23 protein-coding genes are annotated in these 22789 nt (G+C 65.5%); 13 read left to right on the forward strand and 10 right to left on the reverse strand.

The window, feature by feature from the left end; translation table 11 throughout:
* Positions 1-13 precede the first annotated feature (13 nt).
* Complete coding sequence (locus tag CTB96_RS12165) at positions 14-667, reverse strand: DedA family protein (RefSeq protein WP_110127157.1); 654 nt, start codon at positions 665-667, stop codon at positions 14-16.
* Positions 668-735: 68 nt separating this feature from the next.
* On the opposite strand from CTB96_RS12165, the gene CTB96_RS12170 reads away from it, so the two are divergent.
* The 4 genes from CTB96_RS12170 to CTB96_RS12185 all read left to right on the forward strand — a co-directional run bounded on the left by CTB96_RS12170 (position 736) and on the right by CTB96_RS12185 (position 6769).
* A complete protein-coding gene (locus CTB96_RS12170; protein ID WP_110127158.1) occupies positions 736-2256 on the forward strand; it encodes an anthranilate synthase component I family protein in 1521 nt (506 codons plus the stop codon).
* Between the two features lie 114 nt (positions 2257-2370).
* Positions 2371-4977: a leucine--tRNA ligase gene (gene leuS / locus CTB96_RS12175; protein ID WP_110128464.1), complete on the forward strand. Its 2607-nt coding sequence runs from the start codon at positions 2371-2373 to the stop codon at positions 4975-4977.
* 110 nt (positions 4978-5087) lie between these two features.
* Complete coding sequence (locus CTB96_RS12180) at positions 5088-5819, forward strand: ComEA family DNA-binding protein (RefSeq protein ID WP_181397249.1); 732 nt, start codon at positions 5088-5090, stop codon at positions 5817-5819.
* On the forward strand, positions 5816-6769 hold the full coding sequence (locus CTB96_RS12185) for a hypothetical protein (RefSeq protein ID WP_110127159.1): 954 nt from the start codon (positions 5816-5818) through the stop codon (positions 6767-6769). The genes CTB96_RS12180 and CTB96_RS12185 overlap by 4 nt, the downstream gene beginning before the upstream one ends.
* A gap of 29 nt (positions 6770-6798) precedes the next feature.
* Here the strand turns inward: CTB96_RS12185 and CTB96_RS12190 are convergent, their stop codons facing one another.
* Positions 6799-7437: a hypothetical protein gene (locus CTB96_RS12190; protein ID WP_110127160.1), complete on the reverse strand. Its 639-nt coding sequence runs from the start codon at positions 7435-7437 to the stop codon at positions 6799-6801.
* Positions 7438-7620: 183 nt separating this feature from the next.
* On the opposite strand from CTB96_RS12190, the gene CTB96_RS20345 reads away from it, so the two are divergent.
* The 5 genes from CTB96_RS20345 to CTB96_RS20350 all read left to right on the forward strand — a co-directional run bounded on the left by CTB96_RS20345 (position 7621) and on the right by CTB96_RS20350 (position 10484).
* On the forward strand, positions 7621-8484 hold the full coding sequence (locus tag CTB96_RS20345) for a hypothetical protein (RefSeq protein WP_146215811.1): 864 nt from the start codon (positions 7621-7623) through the stop codon (positions 8482-8484).
* Positions 8485-8696: 212 nt separating this feature from the next.
* On the forward strand, positions 8697-9263 hold the full coding sequence (locus CTB96_RS12200) for a hypothetical protein (protein WP_110127162.1): 567 nt from the start codon (positions 8697-8699) through the stop codon (positions 9261-9263).
* Positions 9260-9679: a hypothetical protein gene (locus tag CTB96_RS12205; protein WP_110127163.1), complete on the forward strand. Its 420-nt coding sequence runs from the start codon at positions 9260-9262 to the stop codon at positions 9677-9679. The genes CTB96_RS12200 and CTB96_RS12205 overlap by 4 nt, the downstream gene beginning before the upstream one ends.
* Positions 9676-10053 carry a hypothetical protein gene (locus CTB96_RS12210; protein WP_110127164.1) on the forward strand — a complete coding sequence of 126 codons (378 nt, stop codon included), beginning with the start codon at positions 9676-9678 and terminating at the stop codon, positions 10051-10053. Before CTB96_RS12205 ends, CTB96_RS12210 begins: the two co-directional genes overlap by 4 nt.
* Positions 10050-10484, forward strand: coding sequence for a hypothetical protein (locus CTB96_RS20350; RefSeq protein ID WP_146215812.1), 435 nt, complete (start codon positions 10050-10052; stop codon positions 10482-10484). Before CTB96_RS12210 ends, CTB96_RS20350 begins: the two co-directional genes overlap by 4 nt.
* A gap of 113 nt (positions 10485-10597) precedes the next feature.
* On the opposite strand, the gene CTB96_RS12220 is transcribed toward CTB96_RS20350, so the two are convergent.
* Positions 10598-11185, reverse strand: a complete 588-nt coding sequence (locus tag CTB96_RS12220; protein WP_110127166.1) for a hypothetical protein — start codon at positions 11183-11185, stop codon at positions 10598-10600.
* Positions 11186-11397: 212 nt separating this feature from the next.
* Here CTB96_RS12220 and CTB96_RS12225 point away from each other — a divergent pair, with 212 nt between their 5' ends.
* Positions 11398-12018: a recombinase family protein gene (locus tag CTB96_RS12225; protein ID WP_110127167.1), complete on the forward strand. Its 621-nt coding sequence runs from the start codon at positions 11398-11400 to the stop codon at positions 12016-12018.
* A gap of 44 nt (positions 12019-12062) precedes the next feature.
* Here the strand turns inward: CTB96_RS12225 and CTB96_RS12230 are convergent, their stop codons facing one another.
* Positions 12063-13478 (reverse strand): Fic family protein, encoded by a 1416-nt coding sequence (locus CTB96_RS12230; RefSeq protein WP_110127168.1) that lies wholly within the window; start codon positions 13476-13478, stop codon positions 12063-12065.
* Positions 13479-13787: 309 nt separating this feature from the next.
* Here CTB96_RS12230 and CTB96_RS20355 point away from each other — a divergent pair, with 309 nt between their 5' ends.
* On the forward strand, positions 13788-14534 hold the full coding sequence (locus tag CTB96_RS20355; protein ID WP_146215813.1) for a hypothetical protein: 747 nt from the start codon (positions 13788-13790) through the stop codon (positions 14532-14534).
* 26 nt (positions 14535-14560) lie between these two features.
* Here CTB96_RS20355 and CTB96_RS12235 read toward each other — a convergent pair whose 3' ends face one another.
* Positions 14561-16114 carry a recombinase family protein gene (locus tag CTB96_RS12235; protein WP_181397250.1) on the reverse strand — a complete coding sequence of 518 codons (1554 nt, stop codon included), beginning with the start codon at positions 16112-16114 and terminating at the stop codon, positions 14561-14563.
* A gap of 17 nt (positions 16115-16131) precedes the next feature.
* On the opposite strand from CTB96_RS12235, the gene CTB96_RS12240 reads away from it, so the two are divergent.
* Together CTB96_RS12240 and holA are read left to right on the forward strand one after the other, a co-directional pair.
* Entirely contained in the window at positions 16132-17790 is a 1659-nt protein-coding gene (locus CTB96_RS12240) for a ComEC/Rec2 family competence protein (RefSeq protein ID WP_146215814.1), read from the forward strand.
* Positions 17791-17816: 26 nt separating this feature from the next.
* Positions 17817-18875 carry a DNA polymerase III subunit delta gene (holA, locus tag CTB96_RS12245; protein ID WP_110127171.1) on the forward strand — a complete coding sequence of 353 codons (1059 nt, stop codon included), beginning with the start codon at positions 17817-17819 and terminating at the stop codon, positions 18873-18875.
* A gap of 16 nt (positions 18876-18891) precedes the next feature.
* Here holA and CTB96_RS12250 read toward each other — a convergent pair whose 3' ends face one another.
* From CTB96_RS12250 to CTB96_RS12270, 5 genes are all read right to left on the reverse strand, one after another.
* A complete protein-coding gene (locus CTB96_RS12250) occupies positions 18892-19611 on the reverse strand; it encodes a hypothetical protein (RefSeq protein ID WP_110127172.1) in 720 nt (239 codons plus the stop codon).
* A gap of 138 nt (positions 19612-19749) precedes the next feature.
* Positions 19750-20010, reverse strand: a complete 261-nt coding sequence (rpsT, locus tag CTB96_RS12255) for a 30S ribosomal protein S20 (RefSeq protein ID WP_088456096.1) — start codon at positions 20008-20010, stop codon at positions 19750-19752.
* Positions 20011-20128: 118 nt separating this feature from the next.
* The gene (locus CTB96_RS12260) at positions 20129-20884 is read right to left on the reverse strand and encodes an alpha/beta fold hydrolase (protein WP_248283357.1); all 756 of its coding nucleotides are present in this window, start codon (positions 20882-20884) and stop codon (positions 20129-20131) included.
* Positions 20881-21507: a response regulator gene (locus CTB96_RS12265; protein ID WP_110127173.1), complete on the reverse strand. Its 627-nt coding sequence runs from the start codon at positions 21505-21507 to the stop codon at positions 20881-20883. Before CTB96_RS12265 ends, CTB96_RS12260 begins: the two co-directional genes overlap by 4 nt.
* On the reverse strand, positions 21504-22784 hold the full coding sequence (locus CTB96_RS12270) for a sensor histidine kinase (protein ID WP_248283358.1): 1281 nt from the start codon (positions 22782-22784) through the stop codon (positions 21504-21506). Before CTB96_RS12270 ends, CTB96_RS12265 begins: the two co-directional genes overlap by 4 nt.
* Between the last annotated feature and the right edge of the window lie 5 nt (positions 22785-22789).

Consider the following 22789-nt stretch of genomic DNA (forward strand, 5'->3'; position numbering starts at 1 on the left):
TCGGTCGGCCGGGCTACTCCGGCGGTGCCTCGTGCTCCAGAAACCGGGCCTCCCGGCGCTTCAGCCAACGCTTGACCAGCACGACGGCGAGCGCGAACGCCGCGATCACCCCCACGAACAGATAGCCCGCGAAGTGCAACTGGTCGGACAGGGTGCGGTAGCCCCCGGCCGCCGCGGCGCCCACGCTGACGTAGGCCAGGGTCCAGACCACACAGGCCGGCACCGTCCAGGCCAGAAAGGTGCGGTACCGCATCCGGCTCATGCCCACCGTCAGCGGGATCACCGAGTGCAGCACCGGCAGGAAACGGGAGAGGAACACCGCGATGCCGCCACGGCGGGCGAGGTAACGCTCCGCGCCCACCCAGTTCTTCTCACCGATCCGCCGGCCCAGCCAGCTGCGCCGGATCCAGGGCCCGAACCGACGGCCGAGGTAGAACCCGATGCTCTCGCCGGCAAGTGCGCCGAGGATCACGGCGAGCACCAGGCCGAGGTATTCGACCGGCCCGGACACGGCGGTGCTGGCCACGATCACGATGGTGTCGCCCGGAACAACGAGGCCGATCAGGATCGACGTCTCCAGGAGCATGCCGAACCCGGCCAGCAGGGTGCGCAGTACCGGGTCGACGGACGCGACGGCGCCCAGGATGGCGTTGAGTACGTCGTTCATCCCGCCCAGCCTAGGCCGCTGAAGCGAATCCCGCGGAACCATCCCGGCCGCCGCCCTAGGCTGGACGCGTGCCGTTCCCTCCCCGTTCACCGACCCAGGGTCTCCCGGTGCGTTCCCTGCCCGTACCCGGCTGGATCGAGCCTGCCGTCGCCTTCGACCTGCTCTATGCCACGGCGGGCTATGCGGTCTGGCTGGACGCGGGTGAGGGCGCGACCACGGGGGTGAGTTACCTCGCCGCCGCGCACAGCGGTTCCGAGTTCGTCAGCGCTTCGGCCCGGACGGGCACCGTGACCCGGTCGCGTCCGCTAGCCGACGGCGACGTTCCGGTCACGACTCCCGGCACAGTATTCGACCTCCTCCGGGCGGAGCTACCGGAGACCCCGGCCGGCAGCATCGATCCCGATTCCGATGCCGGCTTCAGGCTGGGCTGGGTGGGCTGGCTGGGCTACAACGCCGCCACCCCGGCAACGGGGGAGCCGACGGCTACCGGTGCCGCCCCCGATGCCGCGCCTGGCGCCGCCCCCGACGCCGCGTTCCTGCTCGTGGACCGCGCCATCGCCTTCGACCACGCCGCCCGCACCGTGACCCTACTCATGGTCGACGCACCCGGCGGGGGATTGCCGGGTGACCCGGACGCCGACCTCGACACGTGGGCGCTCCGCACCAGCCGGCTCCTGGCCGCCGCCCCGCTCGCTCCGGTCGCGCCCACGTCGGCGGCGACCCATTCGGCAGCCACGGTCTCCCCGTCCGCCGTGCACTGGCGGCACGACACCGATGGATACGCCCGCCTGATCGCCGCCTGCCAGGAGCGCATCGCGGCCGGTGACGCCTATCAGCTCTGCCTCACCAACGAGGTCACCATCGCGGGCCGCTTCCTGCCGACCGAGGTCTACCGCCGGCTGCGGGCGGGCAGCCCCAGCCACCACGGCGGACTGCTCCGGTTCGGTGAGCACGCCCTGTTGAGCGCGTCACCGGAGGAGTTCCTCTCGGTCAGCACCGCCGGGCGCCTGCGCACCCGGCCGATCAAGGGCACCAGGCCGCGCTCCACCGACCCGGCCGGCGACCGGATGCTCAGCGCAGAGTTGCTCGCCAGCGACAAGGAACGCGCCGAGAACCTGATGATCGTCGACCTGATGCGCAACGACCTCGGCCGGGTCGCCGCGCTCGGCTCCGTGGCCGTGACCGCGCTGCTGCAGGTCGAGAGCTACCCGCACGTGCATCAGCTGGTCAGCACCGTCGAGGCCGACCTGGCTCCCGGCCTCGGCGCCGTCGACGCCATCGAGGCCTGCTTCCCGGCCGGATCGATGACCGGAGCGCCCAAGGTGAGCGCGATGACGATCCTCCGCACCCTCGAAGCCGGCAACCGCGGCGTCTACGCCGGCGCGTTCGGGTACCTCGGTCTGGACGGCGCCGTCGACCTGGCCATGGTCATCCGCAGCATCGTGCTCGGCCCCAACGGCGCGTCGATCGGCACCGGCGGCGGCATCACCGCGCTGTCGGTCGCCGCCGAGGAAATCGAGGAAACCCGGATCAAGGCCAGGGCCCTGATCGATGCCGTGCTGGCCTCATCGGCCGTACCGGCCCGGTAGACGGCCCGGGTTTAGTAACCTAGGAGCTTGGGCGTCGCCACCGGGGTTTCTCCGTTGCGCTGCCTCCGCCTCACCACAATGAATGAGAGTCACGTGGCACACGAGCACGACACCATGTCCAGCGGCGCCGACCAGGTCGCCGACAGCGCGCCGTCGCACGGCCCCGACGACGAAGACGGCTACGACTTCGCCGCCATCCAGGCCAAGTGGGCGCCGATCTGGGAAGAGCTCGAGCCGTTCCGCACGAGTGACCCCGACGACAAGCGCCCGCGCAAGTACGTGCTCGACATGTTCCCGTACCCGTCCGGAGACCTGCACATGGGCCACGCCGAGGTCTACGCGCTCGGCGACGTCGTCGCCCGGTACTGGCGCCAGCAGGGCTTCAACGTGCTGCACCCGATCGGCTGGGACTCCTTCGGGCTGCCCGCCGAGAACGCCGCCATCAAGCGCGGCATCGACCCGCGCGGCTGGACCTACGACAACATCGCCCAGCAGAAGAAGAGCATGAAGCTCTACGCGGCGTCATTCGACTGGTCCCGCGAACTGCACACCAGCGACCCCGAGTACTACAAGTGGAACCAGTGGCTGTTCCTGCAGCTGTACAAGAAGGGCCTGGCCTACCGTAAGGACAGCTGGGTCAACTGGGACCCGGTAGACCAGACCGTGCTCGCGAACGAGCAGGTGCTGCCCGACGGCACCAGCGACCGCAGTGGCGCCGTCGTGGTGAAGAAGAAGCTCACCCAGTGGTACTTCAAGATCACCGACTACGCTGACCGCCTGCTGGACGACCTCAACCAGCTCGAGGGCACCTGGCCGGCCAAGGTGCTGAACATGCAGCGCAACTGGATCGGCCGCTCCATCGGCGCCGACGTCGACTTCGTCATCGAGGATCGTGAGGCCCCGGTCAGCGTCTTCACCACCCGGCCGGACACCCTCTTCGGCGCCACCTTCATGGTCGTCGCCCCCGACGCCGACCTGGCGGCCGAACTCGTCGCCGACGCGTCCCCCGAGGTGCGCGAGCGCTTCGCCGCGTACCTGGTGCAGGTGCAGAACAGCACCGAGATCGAACGCCAGGCCACCGACCGGGAGAAGACCGGAGTCTTCCTCGAGCGCTACGCGATCAACCCCGCCAACGGCGAACGCCTGCCGATCTGGGCCGCGGACTATGTGCTGGCCGACTACGGCCACGGCGCCGTCATGGCCGTGCCCGCCCACGACCAGCGCGACCTCGACTTCGCGCTGCGTTTCGACCTGCCGGTGCGGGTCGTCGTGGACACCACCGCGCCGGTCACCGGCATCATCCCGGTCATCACACCGGGCATGCTGGACGGCTCCGAAGAGCTGCCCGCCCTGGACTCCGACGCGCTCGACCCGGCCAAGACCGGCACAGCGCTCACCGGCGAAGGCCGCCTGGTCAACTCCGGCGCGCTGAACGGGCTCACCAAGAGCAACGCCATCAAGCGGATGATCGACCAGCTCGTGGCCGACGGCACCGGGCGTGCCACCAAGAACTACCGGCTGCGCGACTGGCTGATCTCCCGCCAGCGATACTGGGGCACCCCGATCCCGATCATCCACGGCGCCGACGGCACCGAGATCCCGGTGCCGGAGGACCAGCTGCCCGTGCTGCTGCCGCCCACCGACGGCCTCGACCTCAAGCCCAAGGGAACGTCGCCGCTCGGCGGTGCGGCCGACTGGGTGAATGTGGCCAACCCGATCGACGGCACCCCGGCCAAGCGCGACGCCGACACCATGGACACCTTCGTGGACAGCTCCTGGTACTTCCTGCGGTTCTTGAACCCGACCGACGACACCAAGGCGTTCGACCCGAAGGAAGCCGACAAGTGGGCGCCCGTCGACCAGTATGTGGGCGGCGTGGAACACGCCATCCTGCACCTGCTCTACGCCCGGTTCATCACCAAGGTGCTCTTCGACCTCGGCTACGTCACCTTCACCGAGCCGTTCACGGCGCTGCTCAACCAGGGCATGGTCATCCTCGACGGCGCCAAGATGAGCAAGAGCAAGGGCAACCTGGTGTACTTCACCGAGGAGGTCGACAAGTTCGGCGTCGACGCCGTGCGCCTAACGATGGCGTTCGCCGGCCCGCCGGAGGACGACATCGACTGGTCAGACGTGTCCCCGGTCGGCTCGGCAAAGTTCCTGGCCCGCGCCTGGCGTGTCGCCCGTGACGTCACCAGCGCTCCGGATGTGGAGTGGAAGACCGGCGACGCCGCCCTCCGCCGGGTCACCCACCGGTTCCTGGCCGACGCGCCGTCGCTGATCGAATCGTTCAAGTTCAATGTCGTCGTGGCGCGCATGATGGAACTCGTCAACGCCACCCGCAAGGTGATCGACACCGGCGCGGGCGCCGGTGACGCCGCCGTGCGTGAGGCCGCAGAGGTCACGGCCATGGCCCTGAACCTGTTCGCCCCGTACACCGCTGAAGACATGTGGGAACGCCTCGGCTACGAGCCCTGCGTCGCGCTGGCGCAGTGGCGCAAGGCCGATCGCAGCCTGCTGGTCGCTGAATCGGTGACCGCCGTCGTGCAGGTCGACGGCAAGGTGCGCGACCGCCTGGAGGTGCCGCCGAAGATCTCGACCGACGACCTCGAGGCCCTCGCCCGCTCCTCGGCCGCCGTGGTGCGGTCGATCGGCGACCGCAGCATCGTGAAGGTGATCGTGCGGGCACCGCGCCTGGTGAGCATCGTCACGAAGCCCTAGCGGCCCCACCCGCACGCAGGCCCGCCTCCACAGGCCCGGCCGCACGCCGCCCCGCCACAGGTTCCCCACCGGGAGCCGGTGAGCGGGGCGGCCGGTTTTAGCCTGCCGGCATGGCCATCGACCCGTTCAGCAGCCTGGCGCCATCCGCTCGCGCGCCCACCCGCAGCCGGATGCGCATCGGCATCGGGGCGGCGATAGTCCTGCTGCTGGTGGCGTTGGGCGTGACCGTCGCCGTGACGGCGATCGGCCAGGTGGGCCACAGCATCGAGGTGCCGGCGAACCAAAGCTCCGCCGAGCCCGACGCACTCATCGCTCCCTCGGCCGGCTCCACCGGGCAGCCGGCCACACCGTCCTCCGGCGCAGCGATGCCCGGTGCGGAGGTTCCCGGTGTCTTCGTGCACGTGCTCGGCGCCGTGGCCCACCCCGGTCTGTTCGAACTGCACCAGGGCGCCAGGGTGGTTGACGTCGTGGCCGCCGCCGGCGGGTTGCTGCCGACCGCAGACGAAGCCGGCCTCAATCTGGCCAGGCTCGTGGCCGACGGCGAACAGCTCTACGTGCCCGCGCAGGGTGAAGTTCCGCCGGGCGCACCCGTCGCCGGCCAGACGGACACCGGCACCGGTGGAGCGGCCGGCACCGGGAGCGTGGTCGCAGCGAAGGTCAACCTCAACACCGCGACCGTGGCCGACCTCGACACCTTGCCGCGGATCGGGCCGGCGATGGCCCAACGCATCCTCGACTACCGGGCCGCCCAGGGCCGTTTCGCGAGCATCGACGACCTCCGCAATGTCACCGGAATCGGCGACAAGACCTTCGCCGCGCTCAAGGACCTGGTCACGGTATGAGCGGAACCAGGGTGAGCGGCATCCAGCTGGGCGGCTCCCGGCTGGGTGGCTCCGCCATCGACCTGCGCCTGGTCTGGCCGGCTGCGGCCTGCTGGGCCGCTGCCGGCGTGTTGGTGGCGATGCCCGAATACGCGGCCGTCGCCGCAGCCGGGCTCGCTGCCGTCGCCGTGACAGTTCTGGCCGCCGCTGCCGTGGCCTCCGCCGGCCCGGCCGCCGGGTCCGGCCGGCGCCGAGCGCCATCCGGTCTCCCGCGCCTCCGCCGCGCGAACCGGTTCCCACCGGCCGGGCTCGCAAGCACCATCGCGGTGTGCTGCGCGGCGGCAGCCCTCGCCGGGTTGGCCGTGGCCGTGCAGGCGCCGGACCGGTTGCCCGACGCGATCCGCGCCCTCGCGGCCGACCAGGGCCGGGTGCAGGCGCAGCTCACGGTTTCGTCCGCACCGGTGCCGAGCAGCACCACGGCTCTCGGCGGGGGAGCCCAGTTGAGGTTTCGGGCCACCCTCACCGGGTTCGACGCCCGGGATGGTGACGCACCGGCCGGCACGGAGTCCGGGCCGACCGCGATCACCGGGCTCTCCGTGCCGGTCGTGGTCTTCGTCGACGCAACGGGTACGGAGGATGATGCCGCCGGCACCGAGCCAGCCGAGCTAGCCGAGCCGGCCGACCTCGACATCGGTGACGAGATCCGCCTCACCGGCACCCTGGCCGCCACCGACCCCGGTGATGCGGCCAGTGCCCTGCTCTTCGGGCGCGGCAGCCCGGAGCCGGTCCGGACGGCGCCCTGGTGGCTGGACTGGGCCAACCGGCTCCGGCACGACTTCGCCGCGGCCTCCGGGCAGCTCCCGGGGAACGGCGCCGGCCTCCTGCCGGGCCTCGCGATCGGAGACACGACCGCCGTGGGCGGCGATCTCGATGCCGCCATGAAAGCGAGCTCTCTGACCAACACCTATTGACGGTGTGGATCCTCTTCGTTTCTTTGCCTTTAGTGGGATAGATCACGCAGATTCAGTACTGGGTAGAAGGGACGAACCTCACTTCTTGATTCGTCCAAGTACTCTGCCTCCTGGGCCTCCACGGCATCGTGTTGGGAAGTGCGGATGGTCACGATGACCCCATCGATCATGGAGCCCCTGGACCTGACCACGTCTTCCCGAGCTACATAGTCAAAAAGGTCAGCAACGGCATCTAAGGGCACGTTGTGCAGCCAAGTCTTGCTTGCCCTGTCCGACGTGACGAGTATGCCAACGAGGCCATTAGTCTCCTCGTCCTTCACCAGCATGAACACGAGGCTATGAACGAATTGGTTGCACAGAACGTCCACCGTCAGCGTGCGGTTGGTCGGGCTCGCAAAGTCAAAGGCCCTGTCGACTTGATCATTCGTCATCGCGTAGAGGCGACGACCCACCAAGGGATACGAAACGACCTGAACTTGTCTCTTTGACAAGAGTGAAGATGTCTTCTCCGAGTCGATCAGCTTCCGAACGGCGTAGGCACCCACCATGATGTCTCTCTCCACGAGGTAGTGAGAGCGCTCGGTCCAACGCGTCTGGTCCTTGCGTGCGCGAAGACGCCGTGCCGTGCGGGAGAGTTCTTCGCGCCATGGGCGAGAGTCGTCGATCATACGAGCAATCTAGCCAACGACTGTTCCTTTTGGATCCACGGTCTCAGCGCCGTACTTACAAGCAGGAACTAGCGGATAGATGAAAAGGTCCCCGCTTCAAACGACGGGGACCTTTTCACCCAACAGGCGATAAACCGATGGTTCCTTCTTGCGGGGTTCCTCTACCTCCCCCGCGTCGGGACCATGACATCTATTGTATCAAGCTTTGTACCATCCCGCAGGGTTTCCTTCGATCAGTTCCTGCCGGAGCCAGTCCTTATCAAGAACAGTGGGAGGGAAGCATCATCTCAGTACTCCCTAGACCTGTATCTAAAGAACCTTCTTGCTCATGACACCGTGACCCGTTGCGGCAGCAGCCGGGTGGTTGGTCGGTCGAAGCTAAGGGTTTGCGACAACGCGTATCGCTGTGTGAACTGTTCGGTCAACCGACTTGCGGAGCGTAAGAAAGTTCTTAGGAACTCGCTCCGTGCTGCCGGTGACGTGGCCATGGTGACATTCACCCAAGCCCACACATCAGGTGAGATTGGACCGGAGTGGGATGCTCTGCTTGCCACCATCTATCGCTTCTCAGACTCAGGCGGGTTTGACGGCTTCAAGAAACGACGCGGCATCTCCGGCTACTCGGTCACGGTGGAGCACACCTACAGCGATAGGGGCTGGCACCCCCACGTTCACTTCCTCCTCACCTTCCACGAGAAGGTGCCCGCAGAGGCCGTGAGCCGCCTTCGGGCCGACTTTGTAGCGCGCTGGATCAAGGCGGCTGCCCACACCGGTTCCGACGCCTCTCCGCTCCGTCAGACGGTCAGGATGATCCCACGGGGTGAGCGCAATAAGACCGCTCACTACGTGACCAAGCAGACCCTCCTGAAGGTAAACGACGAGAAGGGGAGCACTACTCCAGGGGGCCTACTCAGGCTGGCCTACGAGGGTGACGAGGACGCCCTTAAGGAGTTCCTTGCCTACGCGGAAGCAGCCAAGGGCAGGGCGTTGATTCGTGGGTACGGAGGGGCCAAGAGCACCACCAACGAAGGCTCACCGGTCTACTGATCTGGGTGAGGAGTGGGACCCGCTTGAGGCCAACCTTCTCAGGTTCACTAAGCCCGGACTTGTTTCAAGAAACCGCTCATTTGGCGCTACGGAAGCCTCTCTCCCACCTCCGGGTGAAAAGAAATTCACCGATTCAAGAATTACTTTCCCGAATTGCCAAAGTCAGCGACCACGCCGCCGATAGTAATCCTCGACCCAGTAAGGAGGGAGCCATGACCGCAGACATCAGACCCGGACGGACTTGCAGTATTTGCTCCCACGAGGAGCGCATGGTCATTGAGTCGTTGATCCTTGCCTCTAGGTCCTATCGCAGCCTATCGAAGCGTTTTCAAGTTTCTGAGGACAGCCTGGGACGTCACGTGAGGAATCACCTAAGTGGGGAGATCAAGGCTGCAATGCAGTCATCCAGCATCGCCCGGACCACAGACATCCTCCAGCGGTTGGCAGACATCGCTGAGGACGCGAACACGGCACGCAAGAGAGCGCTGGAACGCGGAGCCACGCTCCTAGCCATTCGGGCTGGAGAGGCCGAGACAAGGGCGCTGATGGTGCTACTAGAGCGACTTCAGGTAGACGACCTCAGCGTCCTGTCCCTCCTTCGCGCTGGTGAGACTCTTGCACGCTCAGTGGGACAGGCCACCAGAGACAACCCCACGGTTGGGAAGGCGATCGCCCACCGCCTCAGAGCGTCCGGGGAAGGCCAGGATGCCGACGTTCTTGAAGAACTAGCCGACCGGCTAATTCGAGAAACAACCAATGCACTAGGAGAAACACTATGACCACCAAAGCAGCGCTAAAACCTGCGGACCAGATCCACTTCGTTGAGTCCGGATTGACCCTGATCGTAGAGGGCCAAAGGAGCGTTCCCCACGCCATCAGTACACACCGGGGCCAAACAGTGACCATCAGCCAGGCTTTGCTTGATGCGAATAAGAACCGATTTGGGGAGTGCTGGCTAGACCTTGACGCAGATGCTCAGATCAAGCGCTATGGCAGGGAGATGTTCCGTCGCGGTCCAGCCCCTGAAGGGATGCCTGCTTACACGAGCGGTTCAGTAGAAGAGAGCATCGCCCGCGACAAGGCAAGAGCACAGGCAGACACCCTGCCCCACGACCAGCGGGCAGCAGCCCACTTGGAGGTCATCCGCGTATTCGGCAGAAAGGTCACCTCTCAGACCATTGGAGAGACCCGATGACCGGCTATGCGAACAACTACAACGGTTCGATTGCCTTCCGCGCTCTGCTCGTGCTCTTGATGCGCGTGTCGGGGATCTCCGCTCAGGCCAAGCCCGTCTACACGAAGCTGTCGGAAGCCGTGGCACAGGACCGCCCCAACGGAGACATCCTCGGAATCAAGAATTGGAGCATTCTCACGCGGAAGGAGGTCAAGATCGACCTCAGTGGCGGTTCTGACCGTGCTGCTCGTGTTGCCGAGCTAGACGGCAACAAAAAGAGTGCGCTGGTCTGGTACCGGCGGGGACATGAAGCTTCTAAGGCTTACGTGATCATGTCTTTTGACACGTTTCTCCAGGTGCTCCAGGAAGAACAGGAGCGTGAGGACAGATCATGAAGCCCTACAAGCCACCCCGCCCCCGCAAGCACGTAGCGCCGCTGCCTAAGGCCACTGGAGCGACGAGCCCCACCACGACCCCCACGGGCACGCTGAGCCTGTCCCACCCTGCACAGGAGGCTCCAGCGGCTCCTCAGTCACCCACGCTGGGGTGGATCAAGATGCGAGATGTTCCACCAGTTCGGATCATCCATCCGACGACAACGGGCTCTCTCATCGTGCCGGTGGGCCACCTCGAAATCGGCGTCCCGTTTCTTTCGAACTTCAAGAGGAGCACTAAGAACGAGCATGGGGTTCGCTTCACGTACGTCCTCACGCCATGGGGTCGAGTCCACGCCTTCATCGTTTTCAACGACAAGGTTGCGGAGGTCGAGATTCCGGACTGGGTGCTGCCCACTTTGAAACTGGCCTACTTTGGGGTGGCGCAATGAGCGAGAATCCGCAGATCCCGACCACGGCTCAAGCGAAGGTCATTGCCTTGGAATTTTTCAGGGAGTTGGAGCGTGCAGCTGGAGTGCCGCAGTCGGCACGCAACGCCTCGTCGTCAACGTGATCGAGGAATCTGCCACCAGCGGGTCTCGGCAGACTTTGCGACTGGGAGGATCGATGACAGGTCCGTTATGAACATCCCAAGGATCTCACCACGTTTGTTTGCTGGTCCCGTGTGACCGAGATCGCTTCGGAGAGCAACAAGCAGGTCCTCGAACGCAAACAGGATCGACTTGTGTGTGTTTCCGTCCCTAGCTGTCTCCTGACGGAACGCGTTCCACGCCATGATCACTGACCGCGACCCGTAGGTCATTAGCCGTGGGGTTGCATCTGCGTAAAGAACGCGAATTTGCTCGGCATTGAACTTCTTTCCGCTCGGCCCCATGCCCAGCATGTCGAGCATCCCCGCCATGAGATCGTCATAGATCTGATTCTTCTTAAGGCGGATTGCATTCTCCCGCGAGCGCCCTAGCTCCAGTGCTCGGGTTGTGAAGTAGGTGACCACAGGGACCAACAAGAGGGCCATCCCACCCGCGAGTGGCGCTCTCACGGAGGTGGGCAGCGTGATGAAGATCCACAACACGGCACCCAACGCGATTGCAGCAGACACGTACTTCAGAACTGCGCGAGCAAGGTCAGTCATGAGTTCCTTATCGGTGAAGTCTGGGTGGCACCACACCCCTCACCCTAAGGGTCCAGTGGTTGTCCGGGAGCTATCAAAAACGATCGATTGATGAGAACTCCTAACCCACCGCTGGGCGGGGCTGAAAGTCAGCAGAACCATTCTTAGAACTCGACTACGTTACCTCAGCGAATTCCTTGCAATGGATAGACGAGTACTGATAATTTGGATCCATGACAGACACGGTGCTCCCTCTCCCCGCCCACCCTTCACGCACGTACGGTTACATCAGAGTCTCGACACGCGATCAGGACGAGGCCTCGCAGATCGAAGCCATGGACAAGGCCGGGATCCATCCCGCAGACCGTTACGTGGATCACGGCGTTTCCGGATCCAAGACATCGAGACCAGCCTTCGATCAGATGCTTGCAGATGTGGAGTCAGGCAAGATCCTCCCTGGCGACAAGATCGCTGTGTGGAAGATGGACCGTCTTGGGCGCTCAAGCGGTCACACCATTTCCACCATGCAAGCTCTGGTTAACAAAGGGATCCACGTCAAGATCTTGACGGAGGGCATTGACAGCAGCACCGCTGCCGGTGAGGCCATGATCTCGATGCTCGCCATTTTCGCTCAGATGGAACTCGCCTTCATCAAGGAGCGCACACGCGCTGGATTGGCCGCAGCGAAAGCCCAGGGGCGCACTGGAGGCCGTGCACGGGCAATGGACAGCAATCAGGCCCGCATCGCACAAAGCGAGTACGACAAGGGCGAGAAGGTGGCCGACATCGCGAAATCATTGAAGGTCTCAGTGCCAACTGTCTACCGGTATCTCGCGATAGCAAAGTCCCGCTAGTGACGAGGTGGCTATGCACGGACAGGAAGACAACAGCCCTGCGGCTACGCCAGGTAGCCCTGGTCTCGTAGCGCTTTGGTCGCCTTCTGGCCCACCATCTCTACGGACTCCCGCAACTCGCCCAGAGCAGCCATTTCGCATCGGTAGACCAGCGCCGCGCCGACAGTAGGGTGCATCTCTCTGATGGCCACCTCAACGAGGGTTCTACCAAGTCCGCGTATCAGGAAGTCTGCGCCCTCCGTACCGGGCCGAGCTATGACGCAGCCGTAGTGACGATTTTCCATGGCAGTTGCCGGGGCCGAACTCGACACCATCAACGAAACCGAGGTCTTGTTAGTGGGGACATTTCGATAGCCGGCTGGTGTTTTTCCTCCACCTCCACCCACTCGATGGGCCTGAGAGTGGAAGGGCGCTGTCAACGGATACCGCGCGATCTGGGCGTTGACAGCATCGTGGAACACTCCGACAAGTCGTTCCGCAATTGCATCTATCTCTAGATGCTGGAGCCCCCCCATGCCTGTAAGCACAGGGGCCATGGCCGACATCTGATCGTTTATTTCGGGGGCTTCGATCTTGGTCATTTGAGCCTTGACCATGCCGACCGTGTCGATTGCACGTTCAGAAACGAAGTGGACGAACGCGGAGGAGTTACCCGCGTCCGCCGCTTCTAAGGCATCCAGATATTCGCCTTTCTGGTCCGCGAAGATAACGAGCGGCACTCCAGGATTTCTATACAAATAGGTAGACGCAAGTGCTCTGGAAACTCGACCGTTTCCATCGGCGAAGGGATGGATGCAGACGAATGCATAGTGAGCGTAGGCAGCTTGCAGGATGGGGTGAGCAGCGATGAATTCGTCACTCCGCAGTTGCTCTATGAGCCGGGCCATTTCTGGCCCTGTGTCCATTGGGGGCGCATAACTATGGACTTCGTTAGTTGCCAAGTTCAATGGGCTGTTTGGGTCGGTCTTGTAGGTGCCCAGAGGTAACGAACGTTCTTGAGTCCCAACGGCTGTGAGCACAGTGAAGGACTCCTGCGATGCACACACGATCGCGTGAAGCTCTTTTATCCAATGCTCCGTGACAGGGCGATCCTTAGTCGTTGCGTCCAACACGTAGTCATAAGCGTTGATGGCATCGGCCATGGCGTGCGCAGCCGAGTCACCTTTCAGCTTGTGGATATTGGACCAAGCGGCTCCGCTTACTGCGACTGAGTAAGTGAATCCGCGGTCAACGTCGTACAAGTTCTCTATCGCCCCGGTGTTGACCGCTGCCCACTTTGTAGCGATGCTCACGGCGGAACGGAGAACGTCCGGCCCGGATTCGGTCTTCGCTGAGGCAAGCTGTTCGGCATACCTGTCGAACGTCAGATGCTCGAAATTGTCAGGGACCCACCTAAGGAATACCGGGAACGGGGCGTAGGGAATTACGACTGGTTCTGGATCAAGTTCGTTCTCTTCCACGGCAACCTCTTCCAAGTTGTCTCAATCTTGGCACCGAGCAGCACTGCATGATCACCTGCAACGTGCTTCTCGCGCCTCAGAATCCACCCCAGTTCAGGGAAGCGGGCCTAAGGTGCGGTTATGGACGACTTAGAGGACGTCGGCACCCCGAACTGCCCTAGGTGTCTCCTGGCGCTGGTGCCCGTCAGTCGAGGAGTCGCCACGTGGTGGCAGTGCCCTCAGTGCGGGCTTAGGAGGCTCTGAGCGGCAGACGAGATCTAAGCGTTGACCGGGCGAGGGCGCTCTTGGGATGGCGGTAGCCTTCAGGCCATGACCCTTGCAGTGGAATTGACCGACGTGACGAACTTTTGGATCCCCGTTGCTGGGATAGTTCCAACCATCGCAATCGGTCTCATCTTGGAAGCCCGCTTTGGTGCAGCGTCATGGACGCTGGAGAAGCGTTGGACACGGACCATTCAGGCACTTGCATGGTTCAGTGCGGCCTTCCTGCTCGTCATAGTAGAGAGCGTGGCCCTTTCCCGGATGAGCCGTCCACCATCGGCGAACGAGGACCTAACGATCTACGTGCTCGCCCTCCTCTTTGCGTTCATGCTCACAGTCCTGGCACCTGCGGTTGCGTTGTTCAATCGGGGAATTGCTGACACTGACTATCTAGTGTCACGGTGGTTGCGAAGAAAACTCAGTTTCGCTCGTCGTCGTGAGGTGAATTCCATCGAAAAGGATCTCAACGTTGCGGAAGAACATCTCTTTCAGGCCTGGCAAGACTTTAGTGCGGGTACGGACGAGCAAGAGCTATCGGTGGATGCGGACCTCAGGGCAGGTCTCATTACCGAGGTCGCTGCCCAGCTTAACTTTGACGACATTCGAACCGCACGGCGGGTGAACAGCCGCAAGTTTCAAAGCGGAAAGGAGTCTGCTGCCCGACTTCGCGAACGAATTGTTCTGCATAGGGCAGATTCGAAGTCGAGCAAACTTGGTGACGACGAGTTGGACCAACTGAGACAAGCCATTGCGGGTGTTTCCAGAGGATCCGCCACACGCGTGGATCGGCAATAGGGCGCACCTGGCGTCTTCCGCCCCCGCTACGCGTCGTGTTCATCCTGTGGACCGTTGAGGGTCGTGACGACCTTGTGCCAGATGATCACCCGACTGAGGTCCCGCCCCTTGCCAACGGTCACGTCGATCAGTAACCGCGTCAGTGTTCGTTGCCGGGGGAGTGACAGCTTCTCAAATCGCTGCTTGAGCTGGCTCTTGACTGCGGCTCCGTCGTCCCACGGCACCAAGCCAGGTGACAACAAGTCGGACTTCATGCCCATGAGTACCTCAGCGCCCACTGATTCCAGCTTGATCTTCTCAAGCCGGGCTAGGAGTTCTACCTCCTCAGCTTGGAGGCGGACAAGGGTGGGACGTATGTCAGACGCGGTGGCGAGATTGTCCCTGGTGAGTCCGTGCTGCTCCTTGCGTTGGGTGTCGATGTGGCTGAGGGCTTCTGTGAGCGACGTTGTGTCGTGCCCCGTCCCCGAGACGAGGCTCGTCGGTGCAAGGAAGAGCGAAGAAACCACCGCTCTGGCCGCTAGTACGTCCACCACACTCGCCTTGATAGACACGCAATGGTTCTCCCAGCAGGAGTATTCCTTGGTCTTGGCAGGGTCGTTTCGTTGGCGCTGGTACATCTTTCCGTTGCAGACGGAACAGCGAAGGATGCCGGACAAGAGACTAGTTGCGGTTCGTGAAAACGAACTCTTGACCGTTTTGCGGAGCGACGCAGCGCCCGTGTACTTCTCCCACTGCTCTGGGGTCAAGATGGCGTCCCAATTGCCGGTCCCGACAATTTCGCCCTTGTATCTTGAAACCGCTGTGTAGCGTTCATTGGCCAGAACTGAGCGAAGTTGTGTGATTGTCCATGTCTTTGTGGTCATTGCAAGCAATGCCTTAGCCCGTTGATCCTCGTCCAACTCCGCATCATTTTGGATGTCCTCCACGGTGACGTGCCACGGCCTTCCGCCACCCGGACGGATGCCTCTCTTATTCAGGTCCAGGACTAGGGCATGGCGGGACTCACCGGTGCTGTAGCGCTCAAATAGGGACCTGAGTTCTTCTGCTTCGGAGGGCACGACGACGGGGATCTTTGTCCCGGGATCCCGGCGGTATCCGAATGGCCGATGCGAGAAATGCCAAATGCCGTTGGTTGCAGCTGCTTTGAAGGCGGACTTCTGCCGCTCCGTTCGGTGCTCTCCTTCGTAGGTGGCAACTGAGCCCAAAAGTCCGGCAACCAGCCGACCGGTAGGCGTGCTGAGATCGAGTTCACCGGCCTGGACGGTGAGAATTTTTAGCCCACTAACTTGCGCGACCTTGGTGATCTCAACCAGATCACTCAGTTTTCTGTAAAGCCTGTCGGCGTGCCAAACGACGATTGTTTCTACAGTTCCGTCCTCAACAAGTTTTAGAAGTCTGTTGAAGGCGGGGCGCGGTTTCCCGGAGGTGGCGGACATGTCGTTGTCGGTGAACACAAAGTCGTCAGTCACGCTCAGACCATTAACCTCTGCCAGTGCACGTGTCTCGGCTAGTTGTCGGTCAACCGCGACCGCATCGCCCGTCTTGTCGAGGGACTGTCTTGTGTAAATAGCTGAGACCATACAAACACTGTACATTGGTGCATCTCAGGTCGCTCAGCCATCTCACGGCTGTGTCGGGAGCGAACTGCGCCGTGGTGCTCGCGCTCGTGCTGGCCGCCACCGCGGCGCTCGGGCTGGGGAGGGTGTGGCGACTGGCGGCGGGTTTCGTGGTGCTGGCCGGATTCGTGGTGCTCGTCACGCCGGAGCCCAGCGTGGTGCGGGCGGCGGGGATGGCGACCATCGTGCTGCTCTCTGGCGTCCTCGGTAGACCTGGTCGCGGGCTCGCCGCGCTGTCTCTCGCCGGACTCTGCCTGCTCATCGGCGACCCCTGGCTGGCGCGCAACTACGGTTTCGCGTTATCGGTGCTCGCCACCCTCGGCCTGCTGCTGCTCGCCGGGCCGCTGAGCCGTCGGCTGCGGCGCTGGTTGCCCGCTCCGCTCGCCCCGGTGCTTGCGATCCCGTTCGCCGCGCAGCTGGCCTGTCAGCCCGTGCTGGTGCTGCTCAGCCCCACGCTGCCGGCGTTCGGGGTGCCGGCGAACCTGCTGGCCGCCCCGGCGGCGCCGGTGGCCACCATCGTGGGCCTGGTCGCCTGCCTGTTGCTGCCCGTGTTGCCGGGCCTGGCCATTCCGCTGGTCTGGCTCGCCTGGCTCCCGGCGACCTGGATCGCCGCGGTCGCCACGGTGACCGCGAGCCTGCCGGGCAGCAGCCTGCCCTGGCTGGGCGGTCCCGGCGGAGTGGTCCTCACCCTGGCCTGCACGGTGGCGGTGCTCGCCGTGCTCTTGGCCCGGCGACCGGGACGATCAACGCTGGTGCTGCGGGTGGCGAGCACGGCGCTGCTCTGCGTCACCGTCGGGTCGGTGCTGGGCATCGTCGTGGGCACCGGGCTCGGCCGAGCAGCGGTGTTCCCGTCGACGTGGCAGATCGCGGCCTGCGACATCGGCCAGGGTGACGCCGTGCTCGTGCGCGGCGGCGGCCGGGTGGCGCTGGTGGACGTCGGACCCGATGCGGCTCTCCTCGCCGAGTGCCTCGACACCCTGGCCATCGACCACATCGACCTGCTCGTGCTCAGCCACTACGACCTCGACCACATCGGAGGCCTGGACGCCGTCGTGGGGCGCGTCGGCGTGGCCCTGGTCGGGGTGCCGGAGAACAGCCAGGATGCCGCGCTGCACACCGAACTGGCCGCCGGCGGCGCGGTCGTGCGGGAGGCGGCCAGGGGCGACAGCGGCACCCTCGGCACCCTGGCCTGGCAGGTGCTCTGGCCGGTCAGGGGCGGCAGCTCGATGCAGACCGGGAATCCGGGCAGCGTCACCGTATTGTTCGCCGGCGACGGCATCCGTTCGGTGTTCCTCGGCGACCTCGGCGAGGAGTCGCAGACCGCGCTCCTGGAGGCTGGCCCCATCGGCCGCGTCGACGTGGTCAAGGTCGCCCACCACGGCTCACGCGACCAGAGCGCCGCCCTCTACGCCGAACTCGATGCCAGCGTCGGCCTGATCTCGGTGGGTGCTGACAACGGTTACGGGCATCCCACCTCGACCCTGTTGCAGCTCCTCGGCTCCGCCGGTACCCGGGCGGTCAGGACCGACCAGGACGGCCTCGCGGTGGTCGCCCCTGTCGGCGGAGCCCCGCCGAACCAGGGCCGGGCGACGGGCCAGGACCTCGTGGTCTGGACCGAGAAGGTCGGGGGCGCCGGTTAGGCTGGACGGGTAGCGAAGGGAGCCGCGTGGCCGCACGAACAACCGCATCAGGCCGAACCGGCAAGCCGGCGGCGAAGGCGGGAACCACGAAGGCCGCGGCTGCGAAGATCCCCCAGCTGGCCTGGCATCAGGTGCGGCCGGCGCCGGTGGTCCTCGTCTCCGGAACCGAAACTTTCCTCGCCGACCGGGCCATCCGCTCGCTGCGCGACTTTCTCAAGCTGGAAGACCCCAGCCTCGAGGTCAGCGACATCCAGGCCGACAGCTATGCCCCCGGTGAGCTGCTCACCCTGGCCAGCCCGTCGCTGTTCGGTGAGCCCCGGCTGATCCGGGTCAGCTCGGTGGAGAAGTGCAGCGACACCTTCCTCACCGAAGCGATCGACTACCTGCAGAACCCCGCTGACGACACCTACGTCGTGCTCCGCCACGGCGGGGGAGTGCGCGGCAAGAAGCTGCTGGACACCATCCGCAGCGGGGTCGGCGGAGCCGTCGAGGTGGTCTGCGCCGAACTGAAGAAAGACTCCGACAAGCATGACTTCGCCACGGCGGAGTTCCGCTCGGCCGGCAAGCGGGTCACGCCGAGCGCGCTCCGCTCTCTGGTGGCCGCGTTCTCGGACGACCTGGCCGAGCTCTCCGCCGCGTGCCAGCAGCTCATCGCCGATACCGGCGCGGAGGTCACCGAGACCACGGTCGACAGGTACTACGGCGGCCGGGTGGAGACGAACGCGTTCAAGGTGGCCGACTCCGCCATCGCGGGCCGGCTCGGTGAGGCGCTGGTCACCCTGCGCCACGCCCTGGCGTCCGGCGCGGACCCGGTGCCGATCGTGGCCGCCTTCGCCAGCAAGATCCGCACCATGGCGAAACTCTTCGGTGCGCGTGGCGGGTCGGCCCAACTGGCGTCCACCTTCAGCCTGGCGCCCTGGCAGGTCGAGCGGGCGCAGCGCGACCTGCGCGGCTGGACCGACGACGGCCTGGCCCGGTGCATCGTGATGCTCGCCGAGACGGATGCGGCGGTGAAGGGTGCCGGGCGCGATCCCGTGTTCGCGCTCGAACGACTGGTGACCGTGATCGCCCGGCGGGGCGAGTAGAACCGGCAATTGCGCGTCAGGGCAGGTCGGAAACCGTGACCGCGTTCCGGTTCAGATAGATCCAGACGCCGTCGGTGTAGTCGGGATTGCCGCAGACGTCGGCGGTGACCTTGACCGGCAGGATGGTCGCCGATCCGACCAGGTCGTCGTGGGCGGCCGTCGCGGCGAACGACCCGGGCAGCGAGGGACAATACTCCAGCTGCACCCGGCCATAGAGGTCGGTGAACTGCACCATGATCGATTCGGTCGGGGTGGGCAGCACGACGGCGAGCAGCACGGCGAGAGCGGCGAGGGCCAGCCCGACGAGGCCGAGCACTCCGCCGACGATTGTCAGCCCGCGCCCCGCAGCTCCGTTGCGCTGCCGCTGCGGCGCTTCGGCCGGAGCCGGTCCGGCGTCCAGGACGCCCGGATTGTCCGGATTCCACGGCGGCGGGGGCGGCTGCGGTTGGTCGCCGGCAGTTGCGGTTCCGCTCTCACGGACCGGACCGGCCGGGCCGGACAGGGTGACCGCGAGCAATACGCACGCACCGGCGAGGACCAGCACAAAACCGAGCAGGCCGGCGAACACCCACGGGCTCAGCCCGGAGTATGCCGACGCCTGCGGGGCGAAGCGCAGCCCCGCGGCGATGACCGCGGCCGCGATCGCCAGCACGGCGCCCAGGAAACCGGCCTGGCGACGCCAGTCCGGAGCCCGCTCGGCCGTCGGGGAGTCGGGGGATGCCTGTTCGCTCGTCACGCCGCCACCATAGCCTCGGCCCGGCAGGTCGGAAAGGTCTTGCCCGGCCGGCCGACGGCGGCGCCCCAGACGCAGAAAACCCCCGCCTGCAAGGGCGGGGGTGAGTCTGTGGTGCTGTGCAGCTGTGCTGCAGCTGGATTACAGGGCGTTGACAGCCTTGGCGATCGCGGACTTCTTGTTCGCGGCCTGGTTCTGGTGGATGACGCCCTTGCTGACGGCCTTGTCGAGCTTCTTGGAAGCAACGGCGAGGCTGGCGACAGCCTTGTCCTTGTCACCAGCGGTGACGGCCAGGCGGGTGGCCCGGATAGCGGTCTTGAACTCGCTCTTGACCGCCTTGTTGCGCTCCTGCGACTTCTTGTTCGTGAGGATCCGCTTGATCTGCGACTTGATGTTTGCCACGTTTTTACGCTTTCGTTAGGTTCTTGTTCGGATGGGCCGCTCGGTGATAGAGGGCACCGTGCGGCGAAAATCGTGTGGGGTGGGACCCAACACGCAAGCCAACAGGCAACGATACCAGCTATCGGGGCTCTCCGTTGACCGACTTCACGGCCGGGAAGGCCGGATCGCCTTCAACCAGGGTGATGATCCGCCTGAGAACCCTATCGAACCTGTCCGGCCGGTGCAGGCTGACCAGATGGCTGGCACGGGGGACTATGACCAGCGTGCCGTGCCTGGCCGCCTTCAGGAACCGGTTCTGGTGCAGTCTGAAGTGGTCGAAGGCGCCGTTGACCAGCCAGACCCGGCCGGGATACGCCCGCAGGTCTGCCAGCGGCGTCAACCGGCCGGTCTCGGCCAGACCCGCTGCCATCACGTCCAGGGCCACCCCGCCGGCCAGCACATCCGTCACCCCGGCCGGCGGCAGGGTGCGCCGCACCAGGAAGGTGTGCAGGCCCAGGCCGCGGTCGGGCAGCCGGTGGATGAGCCCGGCCAGGGCTCGGTAGCCGGTCAGGCCGGGGCCGGACGGCACGAATGACGAACTGGCGGCGACGAGACCGAGCACGCGGTCGGGCCGCCTGGCGGCGTAAGCGATGGCGTAGTAGCCGCCGAGGGAGAGGCCGACCAGCAGCACCGGGCCGCCCAGGCTGTCGACCCCCGCGTCGATCGCGGCCAGGGCGCCCTCCACGGTGAATGCCTCGTGCAGGCGGGAACCGTGCCCGGGCAGGTCGACGGCCAGCACCGGGTGGCCCGCGGCGGTGAGCATCTCCTGCTGATGCCGCCACATGCTGGCCGAGGTGCGGATGCCGTGCACCAGCAGTACCGGGACGGGCATCATGATCCCCGGATCGTGCCGGAGGCCCTGGCGCTGGCGACCGCCGAGGTGCGTGAGCTCACCCCGAGCTTGCCGAAGATGTGCACGAGGTGCGATTTCACCGTCGCCTCGCTGAGGAAGAGGTCCTGGCCGATCTGCCGGTTGGACCGGCCGGCCGCCACGAGTCCGAGTACCTCCACCTCGCGCGGAGACAACCGGCCCTCCGGCACCCGGGACCTGTCGGCCAACCGGGTCACGATCGCCGGCGCCAGGGCGCTCTGGCCTGCCGCCGCCGCGCGCACGGCCGCGATCAATTCGGCGGGCGGGGCGTCTTTGAGCAGGTAGCCGCTGGCGCCGGCTTCGATGGCACCGAGGATGTCGGCGTCGGTGTCGTAGTTGGTCAGGATCAGCACCCGCGGGGCCCCGGCCACCGCGCGCACGCGCCGGGTGGCTTCGGCGCCCTGCATGGCGCCGCCGAACTGGAGGTCCATCAGGACCACGTCCACCTCGCCGGCGGCCGCCAGTGACACGGCGTCCTCCGCGGTACCGGCCTCGAGCACGACCCGGAGGTCGGGCTCTGCGCCCAGCAATGCGCGCAGCCCGGCGCGTACCACCGGGTGGTCGTCGGCCAGCAGCAACCGGATCACGATGCCGTCCCGCCGGTCGGGAACGTCACGGCCAAGGCGGTGCCCTGGCCGGGAGCAGACTCCAGCACGAAGCTGCCGCCGAGTTGTTCCACCCGTTGCCGGATGGCGACCAGGCCGAAGGAGTCAGGGCTCTGGCTCGCGGCATCCGTCACGACGAAGCCGCTGCCGTCGTCGACGATGTCCAAGGCCACCTCATCGGTCATATAGCTCAGTGTCACCTCAGCGCGTCCGGCCCCGGCGTGCTGGACCACGTTCGCGAGCGAGCCCTGCGCGATGCGCAGCAGAGTCGTCTCCAGGGCCATCGGCAGCGGAACCGGGTCACCGGTCACGTGCACGCTCACCCGCGTGGAGTGCGCCACACCCGGCTGCCCGCTGCCGGCCAGGGTGCGTTCCATCCCGGCGGCGAGCCGGCTGAGCGCGCCGGGCAGGGTCTGGGTGTCCAGGGCGGGCGGCGTGAGTTCCCGGATGAAGCGGCGCGTCTCCTGCAGATTGGCCGCCGCCGTGTCCCGGGCCAGACGCAGGTGGTCCAGGGCATCCGGGTCGGTGACCCGGTTCTCGGCGGCGTGCAACAGCAGCTGAATACTGGAGAGTCCCTGCGCGACGGTGTCGTGGATCTCGCGGGCGAGCCGCTCCCGTTCGGCGAGGGTGCCGGCATCCCGGGCGGTGGCGGCCAGCTGTGCGCGGGTGGCGAGCAGGTCGTCGATCAGGTTCTGCCGCTCGGCGGCTTCCCGCAGCAGGGCCCGGTAGCCCAGGCCCACCGCCACGGCAACACCGGCGCCCACGATCGGGCCCAGTGTGGCGCCCAGGCTGAGACCCACATGGAAACTCATCGCCCAGATCGTGAGCAGCACGCTCACCAGAACCAGCGGGATCCCAGCCCGGAGGGGCAGCACGTGCAACTGCAGGAAGAACAGCGGGAAGACGATGAACGCGGCATCCGGTGCCAGCAGGGTGAGTACCAGCCACTCCAGCACCAGCACCGTCATCCAGGCCGGCACGACCCACCGCCAGGGCCGCAGCCTGGCCAGCCTGGACCCGCCGGCGTAGCTGAGTAGGAACAGCAGGGCCAGGCCCACCACCACCGGGGTGTCGGCCGCCGGGTCCAACAGCGCCCGCACCACCACGAGGGCCGTGAGTGCGGCGATCAGCACGTGCAGGCCGATGCGCAAACCGGAGAACACCGGCGTCAGGGCGGAGTGCGGGAGACCCTCGCCGATGCTGGCCGGCGGCATGGGATCCCGGGGGACGGGGGCGGGGCGAACGGCGACGGTGGACATGATGC

Origin of the sequence: Cryobacterium arcticum, from assembly GCF_003185895.1 — a bacterium.
In the GTDB taxonomy this organism is placed as follows: Bacteria; Actinomycetota; Actinomycetes; order Actinomycetales; family Microbacteriaceae; genus Cryobacterium; species Cryobacterium arcticum.